Source organism: Aeromonas sp. 159 (assembly GCF_963862045.1).
Classification (GTDB): Bacteria; Pseudomonadota; Gammaproteobacteria; order Enterobacterales; family Aeromonadaceae; genus Aeromonas; species Aeromonas veronii.
The window spans coordinates 18,220-30,316 of record NZ_CAWLMI010000013.1; the positions used below are offsets into that span (position 1 = coordinate 18,220).

The window sequence follows — 12,097 nt, forward strand, 5'->3', positions numbered from 1 at the left end:
ACGGGTGCAGACCCCGGCGCAGGGTGGCATCCCGCAACACGACCCCATATAGTGCTCACACTTGGCGCCTGATGGCGCGGACTCGACCACAGAGGCCCTCAACAACATCATGATGCAAACCATAGAGAGACAGATTGCCGGTGAGCTCCATGCTCGCCCGGAGCAGGTGCAGGCCGCAGTGCGCCTGCTGGATGAAGGCTCGACCGTGCCCTTTATCGCCCGTTACCGTAAAGAGGTGACCGGCGGTCTGGACGACAGCCAACTACGTACTCTGGAGAGCCGCCTCGGCTATCTGCGTGAACTGGAAGATCGCCGTCAGGTGATCATTCGCTCCATCGAGGAGCAGGGTAAACTCACTCCAGAATTGGCCCGTGAGCTGAACGAGGCCGACAGCAAAACTCGGCTGGAAGATCTCTACCTCCCCTACAAACCCAAGCGCCGCACCAAGGGGCAGATGGCGATCGAAGCCGGGTTGGAGCCGCTGGCCAACCTGCTACTCAGCGACCCGATGCAGGATCCCGAGCAAGCGGCGGCCGCCTTCCTCAATCCCGAACAGGGCATTGCCGACAGCAAAGCAGCCCTCGACGGCGCCCGCTATATCCTGATGGAACGCTTCGCCGAGCAGGCCGACCTGCTGGAGAAGCTGCGCGACTACCTGTGGCAAAATGCCACCCTGCGCGCCCGCGTGGTGGCAGGCAAGGAGCAGGAAGGGGCCAAGTTCAAGGACTATTTCGAACACGACGAACCCCTGCACAAGGCCCCCTCTCACCGGGTGCTGGCCATGCTGCGCGGCCGCAATGAGGGGATCCTCAATCTGGCGCTGGTCACCGGTGACGACGAGAGTGCCAGCCCCTGCGAAGGGATCATTGCCCACCACCTCAAGCTCAATCTGCAGAACCGTCCGGCCGACAAATGGCTGCATGGGGTGGTGAGCTGGACCTGGAAGATCAAGTTGTCGCTTCAGATGGAGACCGAGCTGATCGGCCGTATCCGCGAGTCGGCAGAGGAGGAGGCAATCAAGGTGTTCGCCATGAACCTCAAGGATCTGCTAATGGCTGCCCCGGCGGGCATGCGCTGCACCATGGGGCTGGATCCGGGCATCCGCACCGGGGTCAAGGTTGCCGTGGTGGATGCCACCGGCAAGCTGGTCGATCACGCCACCATCTATCCGTTCGAACCAAAACGCCAGATTGATCAAAGCCTCAAGACCCTGAGCGAGCTGTGCCAGAAACACAAGGTCGAGCTCATCAGCATCGGCAACGGTACCGCTTCGCGGGAGACCGACCGGCTGGTCAGCGACCTGTTCGAGCGCTACCCCGCCGCCAAGGCGCAGAAGATAGTGGTGAGCGAAGCGGGAGCCTCGGTCTACTCCGCCTCCGAACTCGCCTCCCAGGAGTTCCCGGATCTCGACGTCTCGATCCGTGGCGCCGTCTCCATCGCCCGCCGCCTGCAAGACCCGTTGGCCGAACTGGTCAAAATCGACCCCAAGAGCATCGGGGTGGGCCAGTATCAGCACGACGTCGGCCAGAGCCAGCTGGCCCGCCGACTGGATGCCGTGGTCGAGGATTGCGTGAACGCGGTCGGGGTCGATGTGAACACCGCCTCGGTCGCCCTGCTCAACCGGGTTTCCGGCCTATCCCAGACGTTGGCCCAGAACATCGTCGCCTACCGGGATGAGCACGGCGCATTCAAGAGCCGTCAGCAATTGCTGAAAGTGAGCCGGCTCGGCCCTAAAGCCTTCGAACAGTGCGCCGGCTTCCTGCGCATTCGCGGCGGCAGCAATCCCCTCGACAGCTCGGCGGTGCACCCGGAGTCCTATCCGGTGGTGGAGCGGATCCTCGCCAAGCTGGAGCAGACCGTGGAGAGCCTGCTCGGCAACAGCAGCCTGCTGCGCAGCCTGAAACCGGCCGATTACACCGATGAGCAATTTGGCGTACCTACCGTCACCGACATCATCGGCGAGCTGGACAAGCCGGGCCGCGACCCGCGCCCCGAGTTCAAAACCGCGACCTTCAAGGAAGGGGTGGAGCAGATCAGCGACCTGGTGCCAGAGATGGTACTGGAAGGGGTGGTCACCAACGTCACCAACTTCGGCGCCTTCGTCGATATCGGTGTTCATCAGGACGGGCTGGTGCACATCTCCTCCCTGACCGACCGCTTCATCAAGGATCCCCGCGAGGTGGTCAAGGCGGGCGACATTGTGCGGGTCAAGGTGCTGGAAGTGGACGCCCCGCGCAAGCGGATTAGCCTCACCATGCGCCTCGACGAGAAAGCGGGGCAAGCTGCCCGCAAGCCGGCTGAAGCGCGCAACAGCAGTGCTGGCAACACCAAACCAAGAAATGAGCCTCGGCAAAGCCCCCCTATGGGTGGTGCCATGGGCAACGCCTTCGCGGCAGCGCTCTCCAAAGCGAAAAAGTAACGACACCTTCCAGAACACCTCTGAATGCAAAAAGCCCCGCAAGGGGCTTTTTTACACGCGAAGCTCTGGATCACTGCGCCAGGGCAGCAAGAATGCTCTCGGGCTCTCCATGCTGGGCCAGCACCTCCCGCAGTCGGTTAAATGCCTTGCAGGCCTCTTGCGGATACTTGCCGTAAGAGACGACGCCGGTGTGGCTCCAGCCAGCCGCCAGCATCACTTTCTTCTTGAAACTGGTTCCTTCAGTTCCCCCTCCTCCAAGCTGCATCAGAAACTGCTCCATCTGCAGGTGGGGGGGCGGTACACGGGAGAAGGTGGTGAAATCTTCCGCTTTGACTTCATCGAAATGCATGACAGCTCCTGTGAAATTGGAATGGGCCTGATCTTCAGGTTAGTTGCAAAACAGGCAAAGCAGCTGAAAGTTTGGCGAGGGTGACTCAGATATGCAGACTGAGGGACTGGGTCGAGGCCGGGCTGACAGCCTGTCGATAGTGGCCCGCGATGACGCTGTTGCGCTTGTCCATATAGGCGCTCAGCACACCGCCCGATTTCGCGCTCTGCTCGGCCATCAGCTCTTTGCGCGCCTTGGCTTCACTCGCGGCGGCGCTGCGCGCGACGGCCAGATCCTGCGCGGAAGGCTCGGCAGGCGCCAGCGCTGCAGCGCGGATCTGCTGCATCTTGGCGATGGTAGCCGCAGGGTCACCGGGTACGACACTGGTATCGATCTGGACTTCGCCACCCGTAGCATAACGCTTGCCATCCGGCCCTTGCGTAAACTGATAGGTGGGCGAGCTGGCGTACTCTCCACCCGCAGACTGGTGCGCCTGCTCGTGAGTGCGCACCTCCTTGTCACGCTCGACAAAATCCTGAACCTGCTGCTCTTGCCGCTGTTGCTGCTCCTGCTGTTTGGGATCTTGCTGCTTGCGCTGCCCATCCTCACCGGTGGCCTCGACAAAGCGATTATCTGGCAGTGTCGTCGGGGCTAATTGCCCGGTTTCACGGCTGTTCTGGGAGGTCTGATTGCTGGAGGCCTGAGCGGCTTTGGATTTCTCTTTCTGGGAGCCGACTTCAGATTCGGCAACGGAAGCTTGGCCCGCTCGGGCCTGAGGGATCAGTTCTGCCCGGCGATTATCCGTCCTCGCCGCTTCCACCTGAGGTTGCAGCTGTGTCGGGATAAGGGGAGGCAGACTGACATTGATGTTCATCTCACACCCGGATGTCGATCAGGGTTCCCATCATATCGCTGGCAGTCTGCACTACCTTGGCGGAAGCGCCAGCCTGCTGCTCGGCCACCTTGAGATTGACAAGCTCATCGGTCACTTGCACCTGATCCCCGCTGGGGGTGTTGAGGCGGGCGATCTGATTGGATGCCTTGTCGGCAATCTGCTCGGCTCGCTGAAATCCCTGTACCCCGCTGTTGAAAGCAGAATCAATACGCATGATGTTACTCCTCTGGTCACAACTTAATTATCCGCCAGACCAGAGGATTAATGAAGCTTGCAGGCTGTTTTTTAGCCAACAAAATCTCGAACGATTTCAATGAATTCGTCAGGGTGGGAGATAAAAGGTGCGTGTGAGGCCTTATTGAGGGTCACGCTACGGCTGGCAGGGTAGAGATCATCCAGCAGGGGAATGGCCGCCTTGGGTACCAATGAATCCAGTCGCCCATAGATCCGCAACCAGGGCAGATCGAGCTCCAGCAGCGGTTCGCGCAGATCAATCTCGGCCAACAGCGTCAGTCCGGCCTCGAGTGCGGCAAACTCGGGCGCCGGCCGCTCGGCCAGCCAGTGGCGCAACTGACGGATATCGTCCCGGGCATGTTCGCTGCCCATGGCCTGGATCGCCAGAAAGCGCTCTATGGTCTGGCGAAAATCCCCCGCCAGCATCTGGTTGAAGCCGGTCAGTACCTTGGGGGCGATCCCCGGCCACTCATCACGGGCCATGAAACAGGGGGAGCTGGCCACCGTGATCAGGGAGTGCAGCCGATCGGGATACGTCAGCGCCAACTGGCTTGCCACCAGACCGCCGAGCGACCAGCCAAGCAGATGACTCTTCTGCGGCAAGATGGCGACCACCTGCTCGGCAAGCCAGGGCAGGCTGTAATCCACCTGGTCTGCCAGCGGGCTGTTGCCAAAACCGGGCAAATCCACCAGATGAACCCTGTAGTGGAGCGCCAATTGCTGGGCAATACCATGCCAGACCGCGCCGTTCATCCCCCAACCGTGCAACAGCACCAGATCGGGCCCCTGGCCAAACTGCTCTACCGATATGCTCATCTAGACTCAAGATCCCTGTTCATGCTCTTGGGGTCAGCATGTTAAAGCGACTGCTCGCTAAAGCAAGCCCGCTGCTCGGCAGCCACGCCGACTGGCAAGGGAGCTGCCTGCTCTGTCATCAGCCTTGTGACAACGAGCCCCTGCTCTGCAGTTGGTGTCGGCAGGCGCTGCACCAGTCACAGCCAAGATGCCGCCTCTGCGCCGCACCGCTGGCTGACTATATAGAAGAGAGCATACCGGTCTGTGGTCGCTGCCAGCGCAGACCTCCCCCCTGGGAGCGGTTGCAGGTGATTGGCGACTACCGAGCCCCCTACCCCATGCTGATCCCCCGGCTTAAATATTCCGGCCAGATCCTGCTGGCGCCGCTACTGGCACGCCTCTTGGCCGATCATCTGGATGGCCGCGAGCCGCCGGAGGCGATCATTCCAGTTCCCCTGCACTGGTGGCGGCAGTGGCGGCGCGGGTTCAATCAGGCGGAGGAGATCGCGCAAACCCTTGGCGAGTTCACCGACATTCCCTGCGACAACACTCTGTTGCAGCGCATCAAGGCGACCCCACAACAAACAACCCTGAGCGCCGGGCAGCGGCGGCGCAATCTGCGCGGGGCATTCCGGATCCGCTCCCACCAATACCGTCATGTCGCCCTGCTCGATGACGTCGTGACCACAGGCGCCACCGCTGGGCAGCTCAGCCGTCTTCTCCATGAGAGCGGCATCACAAAGGTGGAAGTGTGGGCAATCTGTCGAACCCTGCGGCACAGCAAGTAGCCATCGGCATGCTACCCAAGCATTAATAACCGCGTTATCATGAATACCCTAGTCGTACACTCAGGTTTATGAGGATAGTGATGATCAGCATTTCCGACGCCGCCCAGGCCCATTTCCGTAAACTGCTGGAAAAACAGCCTGATGGCACCAATATCCGGGTGTTTGTGGTCAATCCGGGAACCCAGAATGCCGAGTGTGGCGTATCGTATTGCCCGCCCGATGCCGTGGACCCGGAAGATCAACACCTGCCCTTCAGCGGCTTCGACTGCATGGTCGATCCCCTGAGCGCCCCCTTCCTGGTGGATGCCACCATCGACTTCGTGACCGATCAGATGGGCTCCCAGCTCACCCTGAAAGCACCGAACGCCAAGATGCGTAAAGTGGCCGATGACGCGCCGCTGATCGAGCGCATCGAGTACGTGTTGATGTCCGAAGTGAACCCCATGCTGGCCGGTCACGGTGGCAAGGTCACCCTGGTCGAGCTGACTGAAGACAAACTGGCCATCCTGCAGTTTGGCGGTGGTTGCAACGGTTGCTCCATGGTCGATTACACCCTGAAAGAGGGGATCGAGAAGCAGCTGCTGGAGAAGTTCCCGGGTGAGCTCAACGGCGTGAAAGACGCCACCGAGCACCAGCGCGGCGACCACTCCTACTACTGATTTGTGGCCCTTGCGGCTGCAAAGAAAAGGCCCCGCCATCTGGCGGGGCCTTTTGCATGGGCAATCGGCAGATTACTCGTCCTTTTTGTCTCGCGACAGCAGGGCGATGGCCGCCTCTTTCGGGTTCTTACCCTCGTAAAGCACCTTGAAGATCTGCTCGCAGATGGGCATCTCGACGCCGCAGCGGGCCGCCAGCAGATGCACCTCTTTGGTGTTGCGATATCCCTCCACCACCTGACCGATCTCGGTCATGGCGGTGTTCACATCCTTGCCAGCCCCGAGGGCCAGCCCGAAGCGACGGTTGCGCGACTGGTTGTCGGTACAGGTGAGCACCAGATCCCCGAGCCCCGCCATCCCCATAAAGGTTTTGGCATCGGCACCCAGCGCAGCCCCCAGACGCTGCATCTCCACCAGACCCCGGGTGATGAGCGCGGTTCTGGCATTGGCGCCAAACCCGAGCCCGTCGGAGAGACCGGCACCGATGGCGATGACGTTCTTCACCGCCCCACCCAGCTGTAGACCGACGAAGTCCGGATTGGTATAGACCCGGAACGAGCGGCCACAGTGCAGTAGGTGGGAGAGATCGTCGGCGAACTCGTCGTGAGTCGAGGCGACCGAGATGGCGGTCGGCAAACCGGCAGCCAGCTCCTTGGCGAAGGTGGGGCCGGAGATGACCGCCAGCGGCATCTCGTCACCCAGCACTTCACGAGCCACATCCTGCAGCAGACGGCCACTGTCCGGCTCCAGACCCTTGGTGGCCCAGGCGATACGGGTATCGGGGCGCAGGAAGGGCTTGATCCGGGTCAGCACATCGCCAAATACATGGCTCGGCACGACCAGCAGCAGCACGGGGGCAGCCTGTACCGCACGTTGCAGATCCGCAGTTAGCTGCAGATCGGCAGGAAAAGGGACATCAGGCAGAAAAGCCTTGTTGCAGCGGTCTTGTTCCAGCTCGGCGACATGAGCAGGGTCGTGACCCCACAGCAGGGTCGGATGACCGTTGCGCGCCAGAGAAATGGCAAGGGCGGAGCCATAAGACCCCGCCCCCAAGACCGAGATAGCGATCTGGTCAGCCATTATCAGGCTTCCGCAGTCGCCTGCTGGGCCTGTGCTTGCGCCATGTGCTGGGCAAACAGGGCATCGAAGTTGACCGGTGCCAGGTTCAGCTGCGGGAAGGACCCCTTGCTCACCATGTTGGCCACGGCTTCGCGGGCATACGGGAACAGGATGCTCGGGCAGAAGGCAGCCAGGCAGTGAGCCAGTTGCGGCTCCGGCAGGTTACCGATGGTGAAGATACCAGCTTGCTGTACTTCGCACAGGAAGGCGGTTTCGGTTTCCAGTTTGCAAGTCACGGTCAGGGTCAGGACAACCTCGTACACGCTCTCAGCCAGGATGTTGGTCTTGGTATCCATATCCAGCTTGACGTCCGGCTGCCACTCTTTCTGGAAGATGTGCGGGGTGTTCGGCGCTTCGAAAGAGACATCCTTGGTGTAAACACGCTGGATGTGGAATTCCGGTTGTACTTCCTGGTTGTTGATCTCGTCAGCCATTTCGTTTGATTCCTTGTTATATGGATAAGTGGGCTCAGGCCCTGCTTAAATCAGCGTTTCTTGGTTACCGGCAGATTTTCTGCACGCCATTGGGCCATGCCACCGCCTAGCACATAAACCTGCTTGAAGCCAGCTTTGCTCAACTGACGGCCCGCGCCGCCCGCAGTCATTCCCGACTCGCACACCACTATGATGGGGGCATCTTTATGCTTTTCAACCGGGCCCAGATTATTGCTCTGGATCTGGGTCAGCGGCAGGTGCTGGGCACCGGCCAGATGGCCCTTGGCATACTCTTCCTGACTGCGAATATCCACCACGGTGGCATTCTCGCGGTTGATCAGCAGGGTCGCGGTGTGATTGTTGACGGTTTTTACCGGAGACAAACGGGCACGCACAGTGGTGTAAACCAGGGTGCCAGCCAGACCCAACCAGGCTGCGGTCAGCAGCGGGTTACGGGCCGCAAAATCCAAATACTCTTGCATCTTCTACTATCCAGGGACCAAGACAAGGGCCCGAGTATACATGGGGGTATTGATAAGATCAGCCATCTTGGCGGCAAAGCGCGAGCAGGCTCCCATCATCATTGGGCAGCGAGCATGGCAGGAAGGGCGTGGCTTGCGGGGCCGCGGGAGCGCCCCTTGGCTATCAGGTGACTATTTCGGCAGATGTAGTAATATTACGCTAGTTTCATTTCCCGCATTTTTTCCAATCCGAGAGGACATAGTCTTATGTCAACAGCTAAGAAACCTTTGGTTCTGGTCATCATGGACGGTTGGGGCTACAGCACCAAGCAAGAGCACAACGCCGTCGCTGCCGCCAAGACTCCCAACCTCGATCGTCTGGCCCGTGACTACACCAGCACCCTGATCTCCGGCTCCGGTCTGGATGTCGGTCTGCCGGATGGCCAGATGGGCAACTCTGAAGTAGGCCACGTCAACATCGGTGCCGGTCGCATCGTCTATCAGGAGCTGACCCGCATCTCCAAAGACATCCAGGACGGTGAATTCTTCCAGAACGTCGAGCTGGCCAAGGCTGTTGACGCTGCCGTGACCAACGGCAAAGCCGTTCACATCATGGGCCTGATGTCCCCGGGTGGCGTACACAGCCACGAAGAGCACATCATGGGCATGATCGAAATGGCCGCCAAGCGTGGCGCCGAGAAGATCTATCTGCACGCCTTCCTGGATGGCCGCGACGTTCCGCCGCGCTCCGCCCAGTCCTCCATCGAGCTGTTCGACGCCCTGTTCGCCAAGCTGGGCAAGGGTCGTTTCGCCTCCATGATCGGTCGTTACTTCGCCATGGACCGTGACAACCGCTGGGATCGCGTGCAGCAAGCCTATGACCTGATGACCCAGGGCAAGGGCGAGTTCACCGCCGAGAGCGCCACCGAAGCGCTGGCTGCCGCCTATGCCCGCGACGAGAACGACGAGTTCGTCAAAGCGACCCGCATCGGCGAAGCTGCCCCGATGGAAGATGGCGATGCGCTGATTTTCATGAACTTCCGTGCCGACCGTGCCCGTGAAATCACCCGCGCCTTCGTTGACACCGACTTCACCGGCTTCGCCCGTGCAGTCGAGCCGAAGCTGAACTTCGTGATGCTGACCGAATACGCGGCCGACATCAAAACCGCCTGTGCCTACCCGCCGACCGCTCTGGTCAACACCCTGGGTGAGTGGCTGGCCAAGCAGGGCAAGACCCAGCTGCGCATCTCCGAAACCGAGAAGTATGCTCACGTTACCTTCTTCTTCAACGGTGGCGAAGAGTCCTGCTTCACCGGCGAAGATCGCGAGATCGTGGCCAGCCCGAAAGTGGCGACCTATGACCTGCAGCCGGAGATGAGCTCCGAAGAGCTGACCGACAAGCTGGTTGCGGCCATCAAGAGCGGCAAGTACGACGTCATCATCTGTAACTACCCGAATGGCGACATGGTTGGCCACACCGGTGTGTTCGATGCCGCCGTCAAAGCCTGTGAAGCCGTTGACCACTGCATCGGCCGTGTGACCGACGCCCTGGCCGAAGTGGGTGGCGAGTGCCTGATCACTGCCGACCACGGCAACGCCGAGAAGATGCTGGACGAAGAGACTGGTCAGGCCCACACTGCCCACACCAATCTGCCGGTTCCGCTCATCTATTTCGGTCGCAAAGCCGAGGTAGTTGAAGGTGGCAAACTGTCCGATCTGGCCCCCACCATGCTGACCCTGATGGGTCTGCCGGTGCCGCCGGAAATGACTGGCAAGCCCCTGATGATTCTGAAATAATCCTTCCCCATGCGGGGATGCGAAGTTATTTCACAGAAAACCAGTCGCGTCGGCCTGTTGGCCGGCGCGCTGTTTTTTTGCCTGTTGTTTGGCGCCAGCAAATCGGCTTTGGCCGCCAATCAGCAGCTGGGCACCATGCAGTCCCAGATCAAAGAGCAACAGAAGACCATCAAGCTCAGCAAGCAGGAGCTTGCCAAGCTCAATACCCAGCTCAAGGCTGACGAGCAGGCCATCTCGGCCGCCGCCGCCAAACTCAACCAGACCAGACAGCAGTTGAAGCAGAACCAGCAGAAGCTGGCGACCCTGCAAAAAGACAAGCTGGCGCTGGAAGTTCAAGCCAAACATCAAAAGCAGTTGCTGGCCAAACAGGCGGAGAGCGCCTTTCAGGCGGGCAACCACGACTACCTGAAACTGCTGCTTAATCAGCAGGATCCGGCCAAACTGAGCCGCTCCCTCGACTACTACGACTACCTCAACAAGGCCCGCATCGAGGCCATCGACGCCCTGCGCGTCACCCGCGACAAGCTGGCGAAAAACCAGCAGGCAACCAAAGAGACCGAAACCAGACTGCAGACCCTGCTTGCCGAACAGCAGGAGCATCACCAGACCCTGCTGGCCAGCCAGCAGAGCCGGGCCAAGGTGCGCAACCAGTTGCAGCAGTCGGTACAGGATGACGAGCAGAAGCTCACCAAGCTGGTCAAGGCGGAGAAGGCGCTGAAAGCCCGGCTGGAAGAGCTGCGCCGCCAGCGGGAAGAGCAGGAGCGCCGCGAACGGGCCGAACGGGAGCGGCTGGCCAAGCTGAAAGCGGAACAGGAGCGTCAGCGCAAGCTGGCCGAGCAGCGCCGCGCCGAGCAACAACGACTTGCCGCCCAGCAGAACAAAACCGTCAAACCGGCAGAACCGGTCGAAGAGATGTCCAGTACCAAACCGGAGCGAGGCTCGGGGATTGGGACCGCAGGTTACTACAGCGGGCTCAAGACCAATGGCAGCCTGCGCTGGCCGGTACAGGGGCCGATCCTCATCGCCTACGGCTCGCCGCGCACCGCCCAGCTCAAGTGGAAAGGCACCCTGATCGGCGCCAGCGAAGGAACCCAGGTCAAGGCGGTCGCGCCGGGCCAGGTGGTTTACGCCGACTGGCTCGATGGCTTCGGTATGCTGCTGGTAATCGATCACGGTAAGGGCTATATGAGCCTCTACGGTCACAATCAGTCGCTGCTGCGTCAGGTTGGCCAGAATGTGGAACAGGGTGAACCGGTGGCGCTGGTCGGTGACAGTGGCGGTCAGGACAGACCGGGCCTCTACTTCGAAATTCGCTATCAGGGCGAGGCGATCAACCCGACCAAATGGCTGGCCAGGGGTTGAGTCAACCCGGCCGACAAACGCATCACACGCTCACAACAACAGCCTGCCTCACGCAGGCTTTTGTCGTTTCAGGAGTACAGCAACCCGCTGTCACCCCCATTTGATGAAAAATTACCTAATTTTTCGCTCGGCTCAGGGAAAGACAACCATACCGATCTGCTCCAGCAATACCTGCTGCTGATCCTCGTTAATTTGCACCCCTTGCAGATCGACCCGCCGCAGATCCAGCCCCGGCAGATCGCACTGGCGCAGATCGCAGCCCTGCAATTTGAAGCTGGTCCAGTCGATCTGGCCAAACTCGGAGCCGCTGAGATCGGAGCCCGCCAGCGAGGCACCAAACAGGTTGGCCCCCTGCCAACGGTTGCCGGTCAGCTCGCACTTCTCCAGCAGACAACTCTCGAAGCTGGCGTAACTGAAGTTATTGCCGGTCAGATGGGCCTCGCAGAAGTAGCATTTGGCGGTGATCTGGTTGGCGAAGCTGGCGTGGCCGAAGTTGATGCCGACCGCCTGACAGTCGCGCATCTCCAACCCCAGACACTGGCTGCGGCTGCAATCGGCCATGGTGAGATCACAGCGCAGGAAGCTGGCCTCGCGCAGATCGCAACCCTGCAACAGGCAGCCCCGTTCACTCGCCCGATCGTAGAAGCTGCAGTCGATGAAGCGGCTATCGCTCAGATCCAGCCAGGAGAAGTTGCAGCCGATAAAGCGGCACTCCGAGAACTGCTCCCCCTCCACATCCTGTTGCTCGAACCGGACATCCACGAACTGCTTGCCTCTGATCATCGGAAAACTCCTGCAAAAACGGCTTC

Annotated in this window: 13 protein-coding genes; 5 read left to right on the forward strand and 8 right to left on the reverse strand. The window is 60.4% G+C overall.

Annotation, left to right across the window (positions count from 1 at the left end; all coding sequences use genetic code 11):
- Positions 1-109: 109 nt before the first annotated feature.
- Positions 110-2,419: a Tex family protein gene (locus tag AACR14_RS02835; protein ID WP_026034894.1), complete on the forward strand. Its 2,310-nt coding sequence runs from the start codon at positions 110-112 to the stop codon at positions 2,417-2,419.
- A 70-nt stretch (positions 2,420-2,489) separates the two neighbouring features.
- Here AACR14_RS02835 and AACR14_RS02840 read toward each other — a convergent pair whose 3' ends face one another.
- From AACR14_RS02840 to bioH, 4 genes are all read right to left on the reverse strand, one after another.
- Positions 2,490-2,768, reverse strand: coding sequence for a hypothetical protein (locus tag AACR14_RS02840; protein WP_005340630.1), 279 nt, complete (start codon positions 2,766-2,768; stop codon positions 2,490-2,492).
- A gap of 85 nt (positions 2,769-2,853) precedes the next feature.
- Positions 2,854-3,621 carry a putative metalloprotease CJM1_0395 family protein gene (locus tag AACR14_RS02845; protein WP_019445042.1) on the reverse strand — a complete coding sequence of 256 codons (768 nt, stop codon included), beginning with the start codon at positions 3,619-3,621 and terminating at the stop codon, positions 2,854-2,856.
- A gap of 1 nt (position 3,622) precedes the next feature.
- Positions 3,623-3,856, reverse strand: coding sequence for a flagellar basal body rod C-terminal domain-containing protein (locus tag AACR14_RS02850; protein ID WP_005340632.1), 234 nt, complete (start codon positions 3,854-3,856; stop codon positions 3,623-3,625).
- Between the two features lie 71 nt (positions 3,857-3,927).
- Complete coding sequence (gene bioH / locus AACR14_RS02855) at positions 3,928-4,692, reverse strand: pimeloyl-ACP methyl ester esterase BioH (protein ID WP_019445043.1); 765 nt, start codon at positions 4,690-4,692, stop codon at positions 3,928-3,930.
- A gap of 38 nt (positions 4,693-4,730) precedes the next feature.
- On the opposite strand from bioH, the gene AACR14_RS02860 reads away from it, so the two are divergent.
- Together AACR14_RS02860 and nfuA are read left to right on the forward strand one after the other, a co-directional pair.
- Entirely contained in the window at positions 4,731-5,459 is a 729-nt protein-coding gene (locus tag AACR14_RS02860; RefSeq protein ID WP_026034895.1) for a ComF family protein, read from the forward strand.
- An 80-nt stretch (positions 5,460-5,539) separates the two neighbouring features.
- Positions 5,540-6,118 (forward strand): Fe-S biogenesis protein NfuA, encoded by a 579-nt coding sequence (gene nfuA / locus AACR14_RS02865; RefSeq protein WP_005340636.1) that lies wholly within the window; start codon positions 5,540-5,542, stop codon positions 6,116-6,118.
- A gap of 72 nt (positions 6,119-6,190) precedes the next feature.
- On the opposite strand, the gene gpsA is transcribed toward nfuA, so the two are convergent.
- The 3 genes from gpsA to AACR14_RS02880 are packed head-to-tail and all read right to left on the reverse strand — an operon-like array spanning position 6,191 to position 8,150.
- Positions 6,191-7,195 (reverse strand): NAD(P)H-dependent glycerol-3-phosphate dehydrogenase, encoded by a 1,005-nt coding sequence (gene gpsA / locus AACR14_RS02870; RefSeq protein WP_019445045.1) that lies wholly within the window; start codon positions 7,193-7,195, stop codon positions 6,191-6,193.
- A gap of 2 nt (positions 7,196-7,197) precedes the next feature.
- Entirely contained in the window at positions 7,198-7,668 is a 471-nt protein-coding gene (gene secB, locus AACR14_RS02875; RefSeq protein ID WP_019445046.1) for a protein-export chaperone SecB, read from the reverse strand.
- Positions 7,669-7,718: 50 nt separating this feature from the next.
- Positions 7,719-8,150, reverse strand: coding sequence for a rhodanese-like domain-containing protein (locus tag AACR14_RS02880; RefSeq protein ID WP_005340640.1), 432 nt, complete (start codon positions 8,148-8,150; stop codon positions 7,719-7,721).
- Positions 8,151-8,396: 246 nt separating this feature from the next.
- Here AACR14_RS02880 and gpmM point away from each other — a divergent pair, with 246 nt between their 5' ends.
- Entirely contained in the window at positions 8,397-9,926 is a 1,530-nt protein-coding gene (gene gpmM, locus AACR14_RS02885; protein ID WP_005356867.1) for a 2,3-bisphosphoglycerate-independent phosphoglycerate mutase, read from the forward strand.
- A 9-nt stretch (positions 9,927-9,935) separates the two neighbouring features.
- Positions 9,936-11,288, forward strand: a complete 1,353-nt coding sequence (gene envC, locus AACR14_RS02890) for a murein hydrolase activator EnvC (protein WP_019445047.1) — start codon at positions 9,936-9,938, stop codon at positions 11,286-11,288.
- A 132-nt stretch (positions 11,289-11,420) separates the two neighbouring features.
- Here the strand turns inward: envC and AACR14_RS02895 are convergent, their stop codons facing one another.
- The gene (locus AACR14_RS02895; protein ID WP_019445048.1) at positions 11,421-12,071 is read right to left on the reverse strand and encodes a Qnr family pentapeptide repeat protein; all 651 of its coding nucleotides are present in this window, start codon (positions 12,069-12,071) and stop codon (positions 11,421-11,423) included.
- Positions 12,072-12,097 lie beyond the last annotated feature (26 nt).